16 protein-coding genes, 1 tRNA gene and 1 pseudogene are annotated in these 19543 nt (G+C 49.6%); 9 read left to right on the plus strand and 9 right to left on the minus strand.

Translation table 11 applies throughout. The annotated features are described in order from the left end of the window. The 4 genes from ACM1PF_RS04035 to ACM1PF_RS04050 all read left to right on the plus strand — a co-directional run bounded on the left by ACM1PF_RS04035 (window position 1) and on the right by ACM1PF_RS04050 (window position 3913). On the plus strand, window positions 1-882 hold the full coding sequence (locus ACM1PF_RS04035; RefSeq protein WP_416672490.1) for a carbohydrate ABC transporter permease: 882 nt from the start codon (window positions 1-3) through the stop codon (window positions 880-882). 197 nt (window positions 883-1079) lie between these two features. Then, window positions 1080-2195 (plus strand): ABC transporter ATP-binding protein, encoded by a 1116-nt coding sequence (locus ACM1PF_RS04040; RefSeq protein ID WP_416672492.1) that lies wholly within the window; start codon window positions 1080-1082, stop codon window positions 2193-2195. Window positions 2196-2372: 177 nt separating this feature from the next. Beyond that, complete coding sequence (locus ACM1PF_RS04045) at window positions 2373-3245, plus strand: NAD(P)-dependent oxidoreductase (protein ID WP_416672493.1); 873 nt, start codon at window positions 2373-2375, stop codon at window positions 3243-3245. A 419-nt stretch (window positions 3246-3664) separates the two neighbouring features. Next, on the plus strand, window positions 3665-3913 hold the full coding sequence (locus ACM1PF_RS04050; RefSeq protein ID WP_416672495.1) for a hypothetical protein: 249 nt from the start codon (window positions 3665-3667) through the stop codon (window positions 3911-3913). 237 nt (window positions 3914-4150) lie between these two features. Here ACM1PF_RS04050 and ACM1PF_RS04055 read toward each other — a convergent pair whose 3' ends face one another. From ACM1PF_RS04055 to hsdR, 5 genes and pseudogenes are all read right to left on the minus strand, one after another. Then, window positions 4151-5884 (minus strand): restriction endonuclease subunit S, encoded by a 1734-nt coding sequence (locus ACM1PF_RS04055; RefSeq protein ID WP_416672497.1) that lies wholly within the window; start codon window positions 5882-5884, stop codon window positions 4151-4153. Window positions 5885-5936: 52 nt separating this feature from the next. Further along, the gene (locus ACM1PF_RS04060; protein ID WP_416672498.1) at window positions 5937-6116 is read right to left on the minus strand and encodes a type II toxin-antitoxin system HicA family toxin; all 180 of its coding nucleotides are present in this window, start codon (window positions 6114-6116) and stop codon (window positions 5937-5939) included. After that, a complete protein-coding gene (locus ACM1PF_RS04065; protein WP_416676555.1) occupies window positions 6113-6331 on the minus strand; it encodes a type II toxin-antitoxin system HicB family antitoxin in 219 nt (72 codons plus the stop codon). The genes ACM1PF_RS04060 and ACM1PF_RS04065 overlap by 4 nt, the downstream gene beginning before the upstream one ends. 44 nt (window positions 6332-6375) lie before the next feature. After that, window positions 6376-7848: a type I restriction-modification system subunit M gene (locus tag ACM1PF_RS04070; RefSeq protein WP_416672500.1), complete on the minus strand. Its 1473-nt coding sequence runs from the start codon at window positions 7846-7848 to the stop codon at window positions 6376-6378. 40 nt (window positions 7849-7888) lie between these two features. Continuing rightward, a pseudogene (gene hsdR / locus ACM1PF_RS04075) lies at window positions 7889-10275 on the minus strand (EcoAI/FtnUII family type I restriction enzme subunit R). Window positions 10276-10514: 239 nt separating this feature from the next. Between hsdR and ACM1PF_RS04080 the strand changes: the two are divergent. Continuing rightward, window positions 10515-10700, plus strand: a complete 186-nt coding sequence (locus ACM1PF_RS04080) for a hypothetical protein (RefSeq protein ID WP_416672502.1) — start codon at window positions 10515-10517, stop codon at window positions 10698-10700. Between the two features lie 20 nt (window positions 10701-10720). Here ACM1PF_RS04080 and ACM1PF_RS04085 read toward each other — a convergent pair. Continuing rightward, window positions 10721-10794, minus strand: a tRNA-Val gene (locus ACM1PF_RS04085). A gap of 361 nt (window positions 10795-11155) precedes the next feature. On the opposite strand from ACM1PF_RS04085, the gene ACM1PF_RS04090 reads away from it, so the two are divergent. The 3 genes from ACM1PF_RS04090 to ACM1PF_RS04100 all read left to right on the plus strand — a co-directional run bounded on the left by ACM1PF_RS04090 (window position 11156) and on the right by ACM1PF_RS04100 (window position 16290). Beyond that, window positions 11156-13789 carry a bifunctional diguanylate cyclase/phosphodiesterase gene (locus ACM1PF_RS04090; RefSeq protein ID WP_416672504.1) on the plus strand — a complete coding sequence of 878 codons (2634 nt, stop codon included), beginning with the start codon at window positions 11156-11158 and terminating at the stop codon, window positions 13787-13789. Between the two features lie 289 nt (window positions 13790-14078). Next, window positions 14079-15362 (plus strand): phosphopyruvate hydratase, encoded by a 1284-nt coding sequence (gene eno / locus ACM1PF_RS04095; RefSeq protein ID WP_416672506.1) that lies wholly within the window; start codon window positions 14079-14081, stop codon window positions 15360-15362. A 79-nt stretch (window positions 15363-15441) separates the two neighbouring features. Next, on the plus strand, window positions 15442-16290 hold the full coding sequence (locus ACM1PF_RS04100) for a GNAT family N-acetyltransferase (RefSeq protein ID WP_416672508.1): 849 nt from the start codon (window positions 15442-15444) through the stop codon (window positions 16288-16290). Between the two features lie 31 nt (window positions 16291-16321). Here the strand turns inward: ACM1PF_RS04100 and ACM1PF_RS04105 are convergent, their stop codons facing one another. Beyond that, entirely contained in the window at window positions 16322-16546 is a 225-nt protein-coding gene (locus tag ACM1PF_RS04105; protein WP_416672509.1) for a type II toxin-antitoxin system HicA family toxin, read from the minus strand. Next, window positions 16546-16776, minus strand: a complete 231-nt coding sequence (locus ACM1PF_RS04110) for a type II toxin-antitoxin system HicB family antitoxin (RefSeq protein WP_416672511.1) — start codon at window positions 16774-16776, stop codon at window positions 16546-16548. Before ACM1PF_RS04110 ends, ACM1PF_RS04105 begins: the two co-directional genes overlap by 1 nt. 265 nt (window positions 16777-17041) lie before the next feature. Between ACM1PF_RS04110 and ACM1PF_RS04115 the strand changes: the two genes are divergently transcribed. After that, the gene (locus ACM1PF_RS04115; RefSeq protein WP_416672513.1) at window positions 17042-18190 is read left to right on the plus strand and encodes a HAMP domain-containing protein; all 1149 of its coding nucleotides are present in this window, start codon (window positions 17042-17044) and stop codon (window positions 18188-18190) included. Window positions 18191-18230: 40 nt separating this feature from the next. Here ACM1PF_RS04115 and ACM1PF_RS04120 read toward each other — a convergent pair whose 3' ends face one another. Then, a complete protein-coding gene (locus ACM1PF_RS04120) occupies window positions 18231-19406 on the minus strand; it encodes a calcium/sodium antiporter (protein ID WP_416672515.1) in 1176 nt (391 codons plus the stop codon). Window positions 19407-19543 lie beyond the last annotated feature (137 nt).

Below are 19543 nucleotides of genomic sequence, written 5' to 3' on the forward strand. Positions count from 1 at the left end.
ATGTCTACTACCCAACTCCCTGCTGAACCGAAAACCCGTCCAGAACAGTCCAGTATTTCCTGGCGCAGAATTCTCTGGATTGTGGCGATCGCCCTCACAGTGATTTTTAGCCTTGCGCCGATCCTCTGGCAGGTGTTGACTTCGTTTAAGACCAATGCCGACATTGAAGCGGTGCCCACGGTCTATATTCCCACCCAGTTTACGCTGCAACACTATATTGAAATCTTTGCCCGTCGTCCCTTTGTCAACTATATGTTCAATAGTGGGTTTGTAGCGGTTACTTCAACCCTACTCTGCCTGCTGCTGGGAACCCCTGCCGCCTATGCCCTGGCCCGGTTACGTCTGCCCGGAGAGCGGATCATTCTGGCGATCGTCTTAGTTGTGACGCTATTTCCCTACATCCTGCTGTTCCTGGGCTTGCTGGAAATTGTTCGGGCCACCGGACTGGCGAATAACTATCTCGCCTTGATTATTCCGTACACCGCGATGAATATTCCGCTGACGATCCTGGTGATGCGAAGTTTCTTCCAGCAGTTACCCCGTGACCTGGAGGATTCCGCCAAGGTAGATGGTTATAGCACCTGGCAAATGCTGCTGCAAATTCTCCTACCCATGACGGTTCCCGCCCTCGTAACGACAGGGATTCTCACCTTCATCGCCTCCTGGAACGAATTCCTGTTTGCCCTCACCTTCATCACCCGTGAATCGATGAAAACGATCCCGGTTGCCGTTGCCCAGTTAAGCGGTACGACTGTCTTTGAGATTCCCTACGGGGCACAGGCAGCGGCTACGGTTGTTGGAACTATCCCGCTGGTGATTCTGGTGCTCCTGTTCCAGCGGCGGATTGTTCAAGGGCTGACCTCTGGTGCGGTAAAAGGTTGAGGATTGCTGACTGGACGGGCAAGATGCCCATCCCACAAGAGAAGTGCTGACTGGACAGGCAAGATGCCCATCCCACAAGAGAAGTGCTGACTGGACAGGCAAGATGCCCATCCTACAAGAATTTCAGCCACTCCCGATTCCCCACTCCCGGCTCCCCACTCCCTTATTCCCTATTCCCTACTCCCTTACTAAAACCAATGGCTAAACTCGAACTAATTCATCTCAACAAAACTTACTCTCCTAAAATTATTCCTGTTAAAGATGTCAGCCTGGATGTAGCTGATGGTGAGTTCCTGACGCTTCTAGGCCCATCGGGGTGCGGTAAGTCTACAATTCTGCGGTTAATTGCGGGATTGGAACAGCCGACTCGTGGCGAAGTGCGGATTGCGGGAAAGGATGTCACCCAACATTCCCCTGGCGATCGCAATATTGCAATGGTGTTCCAAAGTTATGCCCTTTATCCGCACATGACGGTCTATGACAACATTGCCTCTGGACTAAAGCTGCAACGGATTCCCTCGGAAGAAATTCGCCGCCGGATTGAGCAGGTTAGCCTGTTTTTGGGACTGGGCAACCTGATGCAGCGGAAGCCAGGGCAGCTCTCTGGGGGACAACGGCAACGGGTGGCGTTAGGTCGGGCGTTGGTGCGTCAACCGGATGTCTTCCTGTTGGATGAACCGCTGAGTAACCTGGATGCGTTGCTGCGGGAGCAAGTGCGAGCGGAATTAAAGCAAATTTTTGAAGCCCAAAATACGCCGGTGGTTTATGTGACCCACGATCAGACGGAGGCAATGACCCTGTCAACTAAGGTAGCGGTACTGTCGAATGGCGATCTTCAGCAACTTGATCCGCCGCGCCGAATCTATACCCATCCGGCAAACCGCTTTGTGGCAGGTTTCGTCGGTAGTCCCCAGATGAATTTGCTGGATTTGAAGTGTGAAGGGAAGTTTGCTGTGTTGGGGGGGTACAAGATTCCCCTGGACGGTAGCATTTCGCCGCCTCCAGAGATCACCCTGGGAGTTCGACCGGAGCACGTTCGTCTGGCCCAACCCAACGATACTCATACGCTGCAAGGAAAGGTGGTGCTCAAGGAAAACCTGGGCATGAGCGATCTCCTGAGTGTGAAGGTGAAGGGGGCTGACAACCTGACGATTCGGGCTTTGTTACCCAGCGATCAACCCTGGAGTCAGGAGGAAATTACCCTGGCCTTCCCGCCTGACCTGATCCACTGGTTCGATGTGGAAACGGGCGATCGGCTGACGAATGATAATCTGCAACCAGCTCCGCAGCAGGTTTCCAGGACAATCAACTGATTCTTAACTCCCGTAGCGCAGGTATCTTGCCTGCCAGTGAGATTATTTGTCCAACGATGCAACTGACATACAGCGTTTGGGTGGGCATTGCCTATCTACAGGAATGCCTGCCCAAATCTTGCTGGAGTAATAGGATTGGCGATCGTGTTTATGGCTCAGAAGCAGAGAGTGATTTGAATGAAAGGAAAAGTTGGGTTGATTGGAACTGGCTTGATGGGTCTACCGATGGCGCAGCGTTTGATTGCAGCAGAAATTCCGCTGGTGGTCTACAATCGCACCCCGGAAAAACTGGAACCATTGCGATCGACGGGAGCCATTATTACTGATACTGTGGTTGATTTTGTCCAGCAGAGCCATCCAGTGATTACCATGCTGACGAATGGTGATGCGATTCAAGCCACCCTATTATCTGATGCCGTGCGACCCCACCTGAGCGATCGCACCGTGATTCAAATGGGAACGATCGCACCCAGCGAAAGCCGACAGATTCAGGATGCCGTTCGGCAAGCAGGGGGAGACTATTTGGAAGCTCCGGTGTTAGGCAGTATTCCCGAAGTCGAGGCAGGTAAATTACAGGTGATGGTGGGGGCAACGTCTGAGCAGTTTCAGCAGTGGCTCCCCCTGTTGCAGCACTTTGGCAAACCAATGCACATTGGCGAAGTGGGTGCAGCTTCTGCCCTGAAATTATCTTTGAATCAACTGATTGGTTCGCTGACGACGGCCTTTGCCCTCAGCCTCAGCTTTCTCCAGTCCCAGGGAGGGGATGTGGATACCTTTATGGAAATTCTGCGGGACAGTGCCCTCTACGCGCCCACGTTCGACAAAAAACTTCAGCGGATGCTGGATCACCACTACGCCAACCCGAATTTTCCCACCAAGCACCTGCTCAAGGATATGAATCTGTTTCTCCAGGAAGCCACTGCCGCTGGGTTACGGGCAGATAGCCTGGAGGGAGTGCGGCAAATTTTGGAAGCAGCCTGTGCAACGGAACTGGCAGAAGAGGATTATTCAGCCTTGTTTGAAGCGGTGCGGGGTCAATCTGTCCAATGATTCATTACCGTGAGTTCGGGATCAGAGAGGAGCAAAAATAGGCTAAAAGTACTGAATTCGCATCCCTCGAACTGTTCTCTCAGGAACTTAGGGAATTTCGAGGACGGGGAATTGGGAAAGCTGCAAGATGTAAGATTGGTGACTTGATTTGCCCGATCGATTAATGCTACGCTCTTCAGCTATAGCTATCTTTTGAGTTGTCTAGACCCACGAGGTGGCTACTCTACCTAGAGGCGAATTCTCTAGCGGAGGTCAAGCGCGCCTGACAAGCAATACGCTTAACCTCCTGACCCAGACTACAGCAGCTAGTCCAGGCTAGGGTGTATGATACCACCCGATGCCTACCGCTTGCCCTGTCTGAATGAGGGCTAGTCTCTAGGGTTTCTTCAAACCCTGGAACACAAGGAGATTCACAAATCATGTCCGACAAACTTTTCGGTCTGCCTCCCAGTGGCGATCGGCTGATTTCCCCTGCCCGTCGATCGGTCAAAATCCTGATGATCGGTCAACCTGATGATGTGGAATTGACGATCGCCCGTCTGTACCAGTGCAACTTCTGCCGCGTCGAAGATTGGTCACGTCCCCTACCCTTCTCGCAAATCCAGCAAGCCACTACTAAAGAACCTGGTGAGATTATGAGGATTTATGTACGATCGATGACGCTCTAAGTCAGGGCGCACACCGGTGCAGCCCCTACCATTTACCATTTTTATTGTCCTCTTGTGGGGTGGGCATCTTGCCCGCCCATTCAACTCAGTGAAATGATGACATCAATGCTCGATCGACCATCCCCAAACTATCCTGTTTCCGTTTCTAAATGCGATCGGGTTCAGGTAATTGGTTCCCCCGTCTTGAAGTATGTTTGCAAATAAACATTAATGTATTTCAGGCGCATAGTTTCTCTGTTACACCTGTGCTATCACGGCATTGAGCAGGGTGGTTTGTTTGCTGATGGCAGCATCGATCTGTTGGTCTAAATGATCGCAAAGAGCCATGAGGCGATCGATTTTGGTGACTATGCGATGCTGTTCAGCAAGAGGCGGTAGGAGGATAGGACATCCTCTTAGCTGAGTCTTATTGATAGAGGCTAAATTCGTCGTTTGTTTGGATGCATTTGCAAAATAAGCTTTGGCTACACTTGAGTTTAGATACTTTTCGAGCCATTGCTCATTTTGCTTGACAAGCCAACATCTTGCTCTAAAAACATGGTTTTGGTGTATGCAAGGAGAGATTTCAGCCTTCCAAATAGCAGTTCTGCCAACTTTATCCCAGTCTCCACCTTCGGTAATTAATAAGTCTCGCTCTTTCAGTTCAAATCTTTGTATTTCATCCTTTGCGATCTCGATTTCTTTAATTACTTCCAAATCAAGATAACCGCGTTGGACATTTGCAACACGTAAATACGGTAAGGTCACTATCTCCTTTCCATTTAGTTTTCGACCTTTCGTAACACCGCTGTTGATCTGAACAATGTCTTCAAATCTCACCCATATCCATCCCTTAGGTGCTTGGTAGGGAATCTCTTCAACTTTGAGCTTCGGCAATGGCTGTGGCTCTTTCATCTTCCCTTCCTTCACCAGCCTTTGCTTCTCAAGCTCGATCGCCCTCAACAACTCACTAGCAGGCTCATCAGTTGGGTCTTGTGGCACCAGCTTACCCATGACAGCCAGTTGCAGGATTGCCTTACGCAGTTCAGCCACATTCTCTCTGACTGAGTAGAGTTCGCCAAAGTGTTGGGTGATAAAGCGCCAAGCGGTGCTGAAGTCGTCGCTCTCTTTAGCGGTTAGCAAGCGATTAATGACAGCAGTGTGGATGGTGATTCGTTTTTGGTCGCGTTCTGCCCGTAGCTTTTCCAGTTCATCACAACGAGCCATGAGGCGATCGATTTTGGCGACAATGCGGTGTTGTTCGGCAAGAGGTGGAAGGGGAATTTGAAACTGTTCTAAAACCTTTTTACTTAAACCTTCACGAGACATTCCGACTTGCCTTGTCCATATTAAGGATTGTCCATAAGGGGACAAAAGCAAATAATGAATAAATCTTCTTATCTCAGGATTGATACAGCGAATTATTGTGACATGCTGACTAACATTTGCTTCTCCAAAGTCATCTGGAACAAGTGCACACCGCCCTATCGAAGCTCCAGTGATGTTTAGGAGAAGATCCATTGGCATAACTGTTGTTGCAGCCATCTTCTTATGGGTTTCTTCAGAAATGAAAGCAACATCATCAGCACGAAGTCCATTATTCCAAATATTTTGGGAGCGTAGAAAAGGTATTCCCTCTATTACATATGCATCCTTGCCTCCACGGGGCGTACTACCTGATCCGATTTTTGATACAAGCCGATCTAAGATTACCCACTCCCATCCCTTCGGCAATTCATAAGGTAATTCTTCCGTATTGATTTCGCGCAGTTGATAGGGCTTTCCAATTCTTTTCTCTTTCACGAGCCGTTGCTTCTCAGTCTCGATCGCCTTCAACAATTCACTAGCGGGTTGATCATCTGGGTCTTGCGACACCAACTTACCCTGCATCGCCAGCGTCAAAATCAGTTCGCGCAATTTCTGAACGCCATCCGGTGCAGCAAAGGCGAGGTCAAAATGGCGTTCTAGCAGCAAAGCAGTGTCGTCAGGCATGGGGAGAGTGTAGGGGGAAATATCCGATGGACGATGTCTGATAGGCGATGCATTATTCCGCATTCAAACTTTTAAGGAGCTTCTTAGCAAGCAACTCCTTGATTTCTGCATGGCGTGGAACGGCTTCAACGACACCCGTTTGAGGGTTTATCCAAAGAGAATGAGAAGCACCTTCCCGTTTGAGATAGCATCCGGCTTTACGCAACTTCTTTTCTAATTCCTTTCGTTTCATGGAATCGAGATAGTTTCCTCGATCACATCTTGAGGTAGCCCTCTTCTAATATCCTCTAATCGATCTTCCAGGATTAGTTGAATCGCGTTTTTGAGGCTTTCTTTGACTTCTTCTATGGTTTCTCCTTGTCCATTCGCCCCAGGTATTTCAGGACAGATTGCCCAATATCCGCCCTCCTCAGCCGCTTCAATGATGGCTGTCAGTTCTGCCTTCATCATTTAATCTCCCACAACGTTTGGCACTACTTGATCATAACGAATCATGACATTGGCCCACCCCTCAACGACTCCATCAGAGCCTGTTTCAGAGCAGTTTGCGCCGCTTCCATCTGACACACAATAGACTCATACTCGACCATCAGTTCATCCGGTTCGCCATGATTCACCTCAACTTCGTGCGGGTTCTTGCAGTCGAGGTTATAGTTCCGTGCCGCGATCTCCTTAGCAGACACCTTCCAGGCATATTCATTAACCTTCCGCCCCTTCCGCGCTGCACCGCCCCACCATGCTTTCTCCCGGTCAAACTCCTGAATCGTCAGTGGCTTTGAGCGTGAATAGGATTTGTACCCTTCCGGATAAGGATGCTCGAAAAACCAGACATCTTTGGTTGGGCCACCTTTTTCAAAGAAAAGAATATTGGTATTGATGCTTGTGTAGGGGCTAAACACACCCTTGGGCAACCGGACGATCGTGTGCAGGTTAAACTCCTCCAGCAGTTCACGCTTCAGGTTTGTTTTAGTGCCTTCACCAAACAGAAAGCCATCGGGCAACACCACCGCCGCACGTCCAGTATCAGGCTTAAGCAAGTGCATGATCAACGCCATAAACAGGTCAGCCGTTTCGCGGGTCTGATACTTTCGGGGGAAGTTGTTTTCAATCCCGTCCTCCTCCATGCCCCCAAACGGCGGATTGGTGATGACAATATCCACTCGATCTTTTGGTCCGTAGTCTCGCAGCGGACGGCTCAAGGTGTTGTCGTGACGGATATTGGTGGGCACATCAATGCCGTGCAGCATCACGTTGGTCATGGCGAGCATATGCGGCAACGGTTTCTTTTCTACCCCAGTGATCGTGTCTTGCAGAGTTTTCAAATCCTCAGCCGCTTTGATCTGCGGTTTCAGATGCTCGATCGTATTCGTCAAAAAACCACCCGTACCACAGGCAGGGTCAAGCACCGTTTCTCCCAATTTCGGGTTGATGATATCCACCATGAACTGAGTCACAGCACGAGGCGTATAATATTCGCCCGCATTACCCGCCGATTGCAAATCCGCCAGAATCTTTTCGTAGATGTCGTTAAACAGGTGGCGATCGCTAGACGAATTAAAATCCACATCGCTTTCGATGCAATTAATCACCTGACGCAATAGAGTGCCCGATTTCATGTAGTTATAGGCATCCTCAAACACCGCACCCACAACTCTGCCGTGAGGCGAAACCCCAGCCGCATTCGCCAGCTTTTTCAGCGAGGGAAACAGCTCATTGTTGACAAAATCAATCAACTCCTCACCCGTCATCCCCTCTGGATTTTTTGCCCAGCTTGACCAGCGAAACTGGCTCTGTAACGGCGATTTATACCCCTTAACAGTAAACTCCCACTCCTGCTCCTTATCATCAAAAATCTTGAGAAAGAGTAGCCAAACAATCTGACTGATGCGCTGAGCGTCACCATCGACACCCACATCCTTACGCATGATGTCTTGAATTGTTTTGATCAGAGTTGCGATCGCCATGCTGCTGTATCTAAGGTTTCCTGGTTATGCGCTGTAGAGATTATGCACTGTAAAGTGACTCTTTTAAGCCGTTGACCGCCCGCTGGTAGTTATCTAGCCCACCAAAAGCACGGATAATTTCGATCGGGGTACCAAATTCAGTAAAGGGCGCGACTGTAAGAATTTGCGTTTCCTCAATCTGCCCCACACCTCCATCAGCATATTTATCCAACAGGGCTTCCAGCACTCGCCTCGCCTGATCGCCGTACTGGATAAAGTAATTGCGCTTCTTAACCTGCTCAGCCCGTTCCTGCCGGGTCAGCGGGGGCATATCCCAGGCAACATGGCAAAGCAGGTCGAAGGGGTCGCAATCTTTCCCGATCTCTTCAGCCAGCGCCTCAAAGAATACACCTTCGTTAGCCAACTCATCAACGATCGCCTGTTTCTTCTCGGCACTGCTCCAACGCCGGAGAAAGTCGTCCAGCGAGGCAAATTCTTTAGTTAACGCCTTGCGGGTATAGTCCTTAAGCGATTCGGTGATCAGTTTGCCATTCCCATCAAAATACTGAACCCGTTCAGCCACCACCTTGACCTCCACATTGGCGACAACATAGCGTCGCACATTCGGCTCATACACAGAATCAGTCAATTCGGCCACACCAGTCCATGCATTGCTTTGAGCGGGTTCAGGGTATTGATAGCTGTCTTCAGGTTCTCCGCCCTCCGGCATCTCTGGTGGCACTGGCGAGTCATCAAGAGACATTGGCTCGTAGATCTGCACTGGGTCGCCATCAAAATCAGAGTCAGCAAATAGCTCCGTAGCTTTTTTAAAGTCGATGATCGTGAAATAAAACTTGCCATAATCCTCATTGATGCGAGTGCCCCGACCAATGATTTGCTTAAACTCGGTCATCGACTGAATCCGCTGATCGAGCACAATCAACTTGCAGGTCTGAGCATCAACCCCGGTAGACATCAATTTAGAAGTGGTCGCAATCACCGGATATTTAGATTCTGGGAAAATAAAATTGTCCAGTTCTGCCTTACCTTCTTCGTTGTCGCCCGTAATCCGCATCACGTAACGAGAATTTTCGGTAGCCAAGTCACCGTTCTCGTTAACCAACGCCTGCCGCATCCGCTCTGCGTGGTCAATGTTCTCGCAAAAGACAATCGTTTTATCAAAGCGGTTCGTCTGCTTTAGAAACTCACTGATTTTTCGAGCCACCAGTTGAGTGCGCCGTTCTAATACCAGATTTCTGTCAAAATCCTTCTGGTTGTAAATCCGATCCTCGATCTCGTGACCGTATTTATCGACCATCCCCTTTTCGGTCGCCAACCCTCTAAATCCTTATCAATGTCGATGCGGACTACCTTGTAGGGGGCAAGAAAACCGTCATCAATACCCTGCCGTAGAGAGTAAGTGTAGATGGGTTCGCCAAAGTAATCGATATTGGAAACGTCTCTCGTCTCTTTTGGGGTAGCCGTCAAGCCAATCTGAGTGGCAGAGGAAAAGTAGTCTAGAATTTGCCGCCATGCCGAGTCTTCCGCCGCACTTCCCCGATGGCACTCATCCACCACAATCAAATCGAAAAAGTCACGGCTAAATTGCTTATAGATATTTTGCTCCTCTTCCGTGCCAGAAACCGCCTGATACAGGGAGAGATAAATCTCATAAGCTTTGTTTGCCTGCCGCTTCTGGATCTTGGTCATCGCCGAGCCAAAGGGCTTGAAGTCATTGGTCATGGTCTGATCGACTAAAATATTGCGATCGGCGAGAAACAGAATGCGTTTCTTGGTCTTCGATTTCCACAGCCGCCAAATAATCTGAAAAGCGGTGAAAGTCTTGCCTGTACCAGTCGCCATGACCAACAAGATCCGATTCTGACCTTTGGCGATCGCTTCAATCGTTTTGTTGATGGCTAGCAATTGATAGTAGCGCGGGGTCTTATTACTGCCATCACTGTAGTAATCCTGTGTCACCAGATTCTCCTGCTGCTCAGACAGCCCCCGATGAACAGACCACCATTGCCAAAGCATATCAGCCGATGGAAACTCGTCTAGCCCAAGTTCACGCTCGATGATGCCATCCGTAGCAATCTTGTTGTGAAACAAAAACCCATCGCCATTGGAACTAAAAACAAAAGGCACCTGGAGCATTTCAGCATAACTTAGCCCCTGCTGCATGCCATCTCCCAGGGAATGATTATTGTCCTTTGCCTCAATGATGGCGATCGGAATATTGGGTTTGTAAAAAAGCACATAGTCCGCCCGTTTATTGCGGGCACGAGTGTGTAGCTTACCCCGAACCAAAATTCGCCCATTGGTTAGCGGAAATTCTTCCCGAATCTGCGTCAGAATATCCCAACCTGCCCGCTCTAAGGCAGGGGTAATCCATTTTGTGCAAATATCCCGTTCACTCAGGGAGCGTTTATCAAAATCTTCTGACATGGATGAGCGTATGGATGAAGAACGAATCGTTTTGATTAGTGCCTATGACACTTCATACGGCAAGCAATCTGCACCCTATCTACAATTAAGAAACCGTTTGGTGCCCCTGGGCTTAAGATGGGTCTATTTCAGAGTTCCCATTTTCTCAACCCAACTGACGACTGGACAGTGTAACTGAGCTTCTAATCAATTGAAGCCTTTTTTCAAACCATTTGCCCAGTTTTCCTATCTACATCATTATGAGCAAGGCAATTGTTATTTACCCCGACGCTGCTGATCCCCTCTGGCTCTCCAGCCCAGGAATAAAGATGCCACGTCAGGTGTGTTCCACTTTGCATTTGCATGACGGATCGTTCAATGGCAGGCAAGACTTTGGCGTGAGTCAGCCGAACGCTGCCTGCCCTACAGAAATCGATCCATTGTAAAGTCACTGTACAAGAGGGGATGGACACAACTGGACTCGAACCAGTGACCCCTACGATGTCAACGTAGTGCTCTAACCAACTGAGCTATGCGTCCAGACAATTACTGAGAATAGCACAATGCTAGAAAGATGACAAATGGATTTTGCGGTAAAAATTGCCCCACCCCCGATTTCAACGATACAGATTTGGGAAGCCTGAGAGTATGAGGGTCGAGCGCAGGCAACTTCAGCACCAAACACACAACCACTCAGAAAACCCGATCGCCCATTGAATCAGTCAAACTCTATATCTACTCCCCCACTCATTCAATACTTCCGTTTGGTGAGATTTAATCAACTGCGCCCATTCAATGTGCTTTTCAGGGGCATCAATTTAAATAAACACCTCCCAAAGACCCAGTTTGAGTCAAAAACAGATTAATAAATTACTTTGCACACAGTCAGGACAGGTTAATTTTGAAAAAGATTTCCTACCGTGAGCATCTGCTTCACCAAATCACCAATCGAATTCGGCAATCCCTGGAACTGTCAGAAATTTTGAACACGGCAGTCGAGGAAATTCAAGCTTTTTTAGGAGTCGATCGCGTCAAAGTGTATCGGTTCGATGCCGATGGTTGTGGTGAAGTCATTGCCGAGTCGATCGCCACAGGCAACTTACCCTCGTTGCTCAATCTCCGGTTTCCCGCAGCAGATATACCGCCCCAAGCCCGCGAGATGTTTGTCAAAGTGCGGCAACGGGTGATTGTGGATGTGGCCACTCAGCGCAAAACCCTCCAGCAACTCGATGCCTTCGATACGGGAGAAAATCTACCTGTCCAGGATATTCGTCACGCTATTGTCGATCCATGCCATGTGCGCTACCTGACAACGATGGGAGTCATGTCCTCTGTGGTCATGCCGATTCTCCATCAACGCCATCTGTGGGGACTGCTGGCGATTCACCATGCCACCTCCCGTCTGTATACTGAACGCGAACTGGAAATCATTCAGCTTCTGGTTGACCAACTGTCGATCGCCATCGCCCAATCCAATCTGCTAAATCAGGCCCGTCAGCAGGCCGAATTCGAGGCTGCGATCAACCGGGTCAGTCATTTACTCCACTGTCCTATGAAGCTGGCGGATATTCGTCAGGGTGTTTTAGAATCTGCCGTTGAAGCCCTGAATGGATCGGGGGGACGGCTCTATATTATGGCCGAACCCACAGGGGAACCCGCCCAGCTCTACACCACAGGCAACCAACCCCGCTCTCCCCAGATTGAAAGCCATCCAGTCTGGCAAATGCTCATGTGCCAGTGTTCGCTGGATTCTGCCGATCGCAATTGCGGGAACAGTCCTGCCGTCCCGAACTGGCAACCCTATTCGCGTCATCTCTCTGAGCGTCTCTTTCACGAAGTCTATCCCGGCTCCCGATCCCAATCCTGTAGTATTCCGGGGGCTTACCTGATCTCTGAACTGCGCCAAACTCCGGCCTATGCGACCCTGTCCCAGGAGTTTGAGCAAACCGGAATTCGATCGATTTTGTTGATTCCCCTGCAATTTCATCAACAGCATGTAGGCTATCTCAGCATTTTTCGAGATGGCTATGATATTGAAATTCATTGGGCTGGACGGCAGGATAAAGATACCCGCAACCGGATGCCGCGCTCGTCCTTTGAACTGTGGCGAGAATTGAAGGTTGATCAGGCTCCAGAGTGGACTGCCGAGGAAATGAAATTGGCTCAGTCGATTGGGCTGCACCTGTATATGGCGATCGTGCAAAAACGGGTAGAGGCGATGATCCGCTATCAAGCCTCCCATGATGGGTTGACTCGCTTACCCAATCGGCTGTTATTCAATGAGCAGTTATCCCTGGCCCTGGTTCAAGCTCAGCAACAGGATGAAATGTTGGGTGTGGCCTTTTTAGATTTAGACCGATTCAAAACCATTAACGATTCCCTGGGGCATGCAGTCGGGGATCAGCTATTGCAGCAAGTCGCCAGTGCCCTGCGGGAGTGCTTGCGGGATTATGATGCCATTGCTCGTTGGGGAGGAGATGAATTCACGCTGTTGTTACCCCACCTCACCTCAGCTGAAGACATCACTCAGCTGGCCCAACAGATTTTAGAAAGGCTTTCCCTGCCGTTCCACACCGAGCAACAAGAGCTGTATGTCACTGCCAGTCTGGGCATTGCGCTGTATCCCTATGATGGTGAAGATGTGGAAACACTGCTCAAAAATGCTGATGCGGCGATGTATCAGGCGAAACAGTTAGGGAAAAACAACTATCAACTTTACACCGAAGAGATGAACACCAAAGCTGTCCAGCTCCTGTCTCTAGAAGCCGATCTGAGACGAGCACTCAGCAACCAGGAATTGACCTTACACTACCAGCCCCAGGTTAATTTGCAAACTGGACAAATGGTGGGTGTGGAGGCCTTGCTGCGATGGTATCATCCGAAACTAGGATTTGTTTCTCCGGCTGAATTCATTCCACTGGCCGAAGAAATGGGGCTGATCTGCACGATTGGGAACTGGGTGTTGCAAACCGCTTGTGAACAGCATCAAGCCTGGTGCTCAATGGGCTTACCTCCGATTCGGATTGCGATTAATCTATCGGCGCAACAATTCCAGCAACCGGATCTGGTCAATACCATTATTCAGATCTTAAATACCACCGGAGTAGATCCGCAATACCTGGAATTTGAACTGACTGAAAGCGCAGCGATGCGAGATGTCAACTTTACGATCGCCGTTCTCAAGCAACTGCAATCCCTGGGGATCACCATTGCCATTGATGATTTCGGCACTGGCTATTCTTCACTGAATGCCATTAAGCACTTTCCGCTCCATATTCTCAAAATCGATCGCTCTTTTGTTCAGGATGCCATGCAAAATCAGAGTGATGCTGCCATCGCTAAGACGGTTGTTGCACTAGGGAAAGGATTAGGACTCAACATTCTGGCAGAAGGTGTAGAAACTCAGGAACAGCTTAATTTTCTGCGATCGATTCAGTGTGACAGTGCTCAGGGATACTTCTTCAGCAAGCCCCTACCCGCCACAGAAATTATTACTTTCTTAAGAAAATCTCAGAAGCAAAGCACTCGATCCTAGTAGACCTTGGCGTAAGTTTAGACCGTAGAGCGGGCATCCTGCCCGCGCAGGCTAGAAGCCTGCCCTACAGATGGTAGGCATATTCAAGCCGCAGTGTACTAGGAACCCGATTGCAAGAACCCGATCCCAGGCACTCGAACCCAGGCACTCATTGGGTTACAAATCCTGTGGAGCGAAAATCCACTATACCTGCGATGAAACCTAAAAAGAAACCAAATGAAGGTAGGATAAAAGCATTTATCTGATTGGATGGTTAGTAATTCTGCCACTCATTTGAAGGAGCGTGGTTATGGTAACGATCGCATCCATTACGGCGAGAGAAATTCTTGATTCTCGCGGGAATCCGACCGTTGAAGTTGATGTTGTACTTGATGATGGCAGTAAAGGGCGAGCCGCTGTCCCTTCTGGAGCGTCTACCGGGATTCGGGAGGCTCTGGAACTGCGTGATGGTGATGCGGGTCGCTATGGGGGAAAAGGAGTTCTGAAGGCAGTCGAAAATGTCAAGACGAAGATTGCCCCTGCTCTGCAAGGTGCTGATCCCTTTGAGCAAGCGGCGATCGACAAGGCCATGCTCGATCTGGATGGCACAGAGAACAAAGGGACGCTAGGTGCTAACGCGATTCTAGGCGTATCGATGGCGGTAGCCCGGGCAGCGGCCCTATCGAAAAATCTGCCGTTGTATCGGTATCTGGGGGGGGATGAAGCGATCCTGCTGCCCGTTCCCTGCTTCAACATTCTCAACGGTGGAGCCCATGCCGACAACAGTGTGGACTTCCAGGAATTTATGATCGCGCCAGTGGGTGCCCCCAGCTTCAGCGAGTCTCTGCGGATGGGAGCCGAGGTCTATCACGCTCTGAAATCGATCCTCAAATCCAAAGGCTACAGTACTGGCGTGGGGGATGAAGGCGGGTTCGCGCCGGATCTGAAGGCGAATGTGGAAGCGGTGGAACTGATTCTGGAAGGGATTCAGAAGGCAGGCCTGAAACCTGGAGAAGAAATTGCGATCGCCCTGGATCCAGCCACCAGTGAACTATACCGGGATGACGGCAGCTACGAGTTTTTCAAGTCGGACAAGAGCCGCAAATCGGCCACCGACATGATTGATCTCTGGGAAAGCTGGGTGAATCAGTATCCGATCATCTCCATTGAAGACGGACTGGGAGAGCAAGATTGGAGTGGCTGGCAACAACTAACCCAACGCCTGGGCAGCCGGATTCAGCTGGTTGGCGATGATGCCTTTGTCACCAATCCCAGCATTATCAAAAAGGCGATCGAAGATGGAGTAGGCAATAGTTCCCTGATCAAAGTCAACCAGATCGGCTCTGTCACCGAAACGCTGGAAGCCATCCAAATCTCCCTGGATGCTGGATACACCTGTATGGTCAGCCATCGATCGGGAGAAACCCCAGATGATTTCATTGCCGACCTGGCCGTGGCGACTCAGACGGGACAGATTAAAACAGGGGCACCCTGTCGCGGCGAGCGGTTGTCTAAGTACAATCAACTTCTTCGGATTGAAGATGAACTGGGGAGTAGAGCCAAATACGCCGGCTGGTCAACTTTCAAGAAATAGTGTTGAAGTTTTGATCATCCAGCTATAACGCTTGTGGGGCGGGCATCTTGCCTGCCCAGTTTGCCTGAGGGGTAAAATTATGCGACTCCAACATCACGACATTCAATCGTTTTACGATCGCACCCAGGACTACCTGCTGCAACACGAGGCAGAGCATAACCTGCTGCTGAATTTGAGCCATACACTGCTGCATCGACCCGATCGCTATCCCAATCCCCCCTACCTGGTGACGGTAGAACAAGGGAATGAACTAACCGCCGTTGCCCTTCGCACCCCTCCCCATGACTTAGTGCTGTCCAAAGTCAGAAACCTTTCCGCCCTGACGTTAATTGCGGAGGATGTCCAGCAGACGCAGAAAGACCTGCCGGGTGTGAGTGGATTAGTCGAAGAAAGCCGCGTATTTATGAACATATGGCAGACCCTCACCGGACAGTCCTTTAGGTTAAATATGGATATGCGAATTCACCAACTCACAACCGTTAATCCTGTCACCCATGTGAACGGTCATCTGCGCCTGGCAACTCCATCGGATCGATCGCTACTGATTCAGTGGAATGAAGCCTTTCAGAAAGAAGTCAGCTTACTGTTGAAAGAAGATACGGAACGAGTGGTTGATGGTGCGCTGGAACGACAAACGGCTTATGTGTGGGAAGATTCCCATCCGGTTTCCTTCGCCTTTGGGGGTCGATCGCGTCCGACGATGGGCAGAATCGGCCCCGTGTATACACCCCCTGAATATCGCCGCAACGGTTATGCAATGGCTTGTGTGGCTCACCTCAGCCAAAGATTGCTGGATCAGGGCTGTCAGCACTGTTATTTATTCACCGATATTGCCAACCCCACCTCTAATCATATTTATCAGACGATCGGCTATCGCCCGGTCTGTGACTGGAGTGATTACACGCTAATCGATCGCGCAACTTCATAGCGGAATGACGATCGTAGCGGTTTGTGAACAATCATCCATCCAGAAAGTCATCGGGTGAGATGTTTGCTTGCTTCAAAATGGCTCTCAGTGTTCCTTCGGGCATATCTCCTGGATGGTTGGGGATGGTAGTGTATTGCTGTGTGTTTGGGTTGTACCAAATCTCGTGGCTTCCTGCGGCTTGGCGATCGAAGACGAAGCCCAGTTGTTTCAATCGTTTAACGATCTGACGATATTTAAATCCAGCAAGTCGCCCCATTAGATCCCCACAATGAGAGGGTAGTCAAAGACATCTTCAATTTCGTTAAGTTGAATGGGAGTTTGCCTTTCTTCTCGGGCTTCTAAAAGCTTTTTGGCAACATCACGGGCAATTTCTAGCGTTTCTGCGATCGTACGTCCTTGAGCAACAAGTCCTGGAATATCATTGGAGGTGGCGAGATAGAAGCCTTCAGGAAGTTTTTCGATGTGAAGGGTGGCAATGTGTTCCATAGTTACTCTGGTTTTCTGGTGAGTCAGGCCCATTTTATCGCGGACTCCTGAAGAGTTGTAGTTGTTGCGAATGCTGCGCAATTAATTTCTCTAATTCATAAGAATAGAAGCGATCGCTCTTTTATTCTGGTTGAAGATTTGCAGCAACGATTCAGCATTCCCTCAGCAAATTCTCAGAAACGGTCTTTACGATAAGTTGAAATCATTTGATTGTGATTCATTTCGGTATCGCAATTGATGCTGTAGTGCGATGGAGTAAGCCGACATGAGCCGCTTATCTGCCCGTTCCTTTGTCCAAGCCCCGACCAAGCTCAAAGAGATGACTCGGCTGTTTCGATCGCCCCTTTCCCTGCGAATCGTGTCTAGCATTTTTGCCAGCTTAGTGGTCATTGAAGGAGTTTTGCTGATTCCATCCGTGAACCGGCGGAAGCAAGAAATCTTGTCCCAACTTGAAGAAGTCTCTGCTGGTAAGGTGGGATGGATTATTATGACCTACCCATCGGCCGCTGGAGAAGAATTATTATTCCACCTGCGGCAGTTAAAGCAAGACCCGATGCTGCAAGTCATTCTAGGGGGGGCAGTCTATCGCTCAGACGGCACCCTCATTGGGCAGTTTGGCGAACCGCCCGTCATGGCCTTTGCAGAAGCCCGTCAAACCAGTCAGCTCTATCTGTCCACGGATCAGGGTAGTCGCTATGATGTGTCCTGGGTAGCTGAACAATCCAATGGGGATGAGTATGTGCTGCTCCTGCGTCATAATGCTGACGGTACACAAGCGGCTCTGATATGGTACATCCTGCGGATTGCTGGTTTAGTTCTGGTGATCTCTGCATTCATTACACTGGTCATGATGATCTTCCTGAGCCGTCAATTGATTACGCCGATTCTGACCCTGCGCCGTGATTTAGCGAACGCTGGGGAATCGATTCTTATGGATCAACCCGTACCTCGATTTGATTCCTGTGCAACTCCCCGACGAGATGAGCTGGGGGAAGTGGCAGGCACCTTTGAGCAAATGTATGAGCAAATCTGGCAGGCAATTTACGCGCGGAAGCAGGCAGAAGCCGATTTGCGGCAACATAATGAACAAATGCAGCTTTATTTGCAACAAGTCGATCGCGTTACGGCTGCTGCCACAGAAGTGGATCGCGGCACCTTTGAACCAGACAGTTTAGATGAGGTAGCCGCCCGTCCGGATGAATTGGGACAACTCGCCCGTATGTTTCAGACGATGGCAACCCATGTGAAACAGCGAGAAGGAGCCTTGAAGCAACAGTTAATGGAATTGAGCATTGAAATTGATCAGACAAAACGACAGCAGCAAGTGGCTCAAATTACCAAAAGCGATTACTTTCAAGAATTACAATCTGAATTGGAATTTTATCAGCCTGATCAATTTTGGAACCAGGATTGAATAACCATCAATCACCCCTATCTGGATCCGTGCCAACGGTCTAGGATTCAATTTCAGAAGAATGGGATCGGTTCCGGTGAACTGCATGTACAGTCGTGATCAGTAGAATGATGACTGTCAAAGGAATGACCACCTTTAACATCAGAGACTCAAAACCTGGGAGAGTCTGGGAATTCATTGCTTTGAGCAGGAGGTACACCACATAGCTCACGTAGTAGAACAAAAACAGAAAGCCCTCCCAACGGCTCACCATGTACCCCGTGAAGGCGATCGGTAAGCAAAAAATTTCTACTGCCACAGCAAAGGGAATATTCAGTTGCAGTGCATCGGGTGCCACCGCCACCGCATCCGATGAAATGAGGGCAGGCAGACCCAGCACAATGACCACATTGCAAATATTGCTGCCAATCACATTACCGATCGCAATATCCCGTTCTCCCTCGATCGTTGCCACCACAGAAGCCGCCAGCTCTGGTAGTGACGTTCCCACTGCAACCACCGTTAAGCCAATGATTAATTCATCCACCCCTAAAGCCGTAGCGATCGCAACTGCCCCCTCCACCAACCAGCGAGATCCAAGCACCAACATTCCCGTTCCCAGCCCGACCTGGATCAGGGAGACAACGATTCTGGGAAAATGAAGCACAAGGGGCAGGGGAGGATCAGTCGGGACAGGGGGATTGGCTCGTTCCGGGAAATTCGGTCGATCCAGCCGATCGGATGCCGTTAAATCCAATGGCGCAATCGGGGACTCCTGCAACTCATCAGTAGACTCACGGTTGGCAACCGATATCGTATACACCACCGCAATCAGGAACAAAATTACCCCATCAATCCGATCAATAAATCCATCCAGACACAGGGGCAGTAGTAATCCAGTCGTCAAAATCATGACCGGAATATCAATCTGTACCACTTGCTTTAACACCATAATGGGCGCAATTACGGCACAGATTCCCAGAATCAGCAAAATATTGGTGATGTTACTGCCGATCGCATTACCCACCGCTAAACTGGCGCGATCGCTGATGATTGAAGTCAAACTGACCGACAATTCTGGGGCACTGGTGCCATAGGCCACAATTGTTAACCCCACAACCAGGGGAGACAGTCCTACGGTAACGGCCAATTTCGATGCACCGCGTACTAGAGCTTCTGCCCCTTGCACCAACAGTACAAATCCGAAAGCAAATAAGATGAAGTTCCAAATTGTCATGGATTGTGACAGGACAAATTCTCCTCTGCTGGTAACCCAACCTCGGAGGCAGCTTTAACTGGCAATGTCCGTTCCATCGATCTATCTCGTACCAAGCATCTTACCAGGGAGCAGAGTGCAGACAAAATCTTCTTTGG

Origin of the sequence: Egbenema bharatensis FJBBOT/2019 (genome assembly GCF_048077055.1) — a bacterium.
Classification (GTDB): domain Bacteria; phylum Cyanobacteriota; class Cyanobacteriia; order Elainellales; family Elainellaceae; genus Egbenema; species Egbenema bharatensis.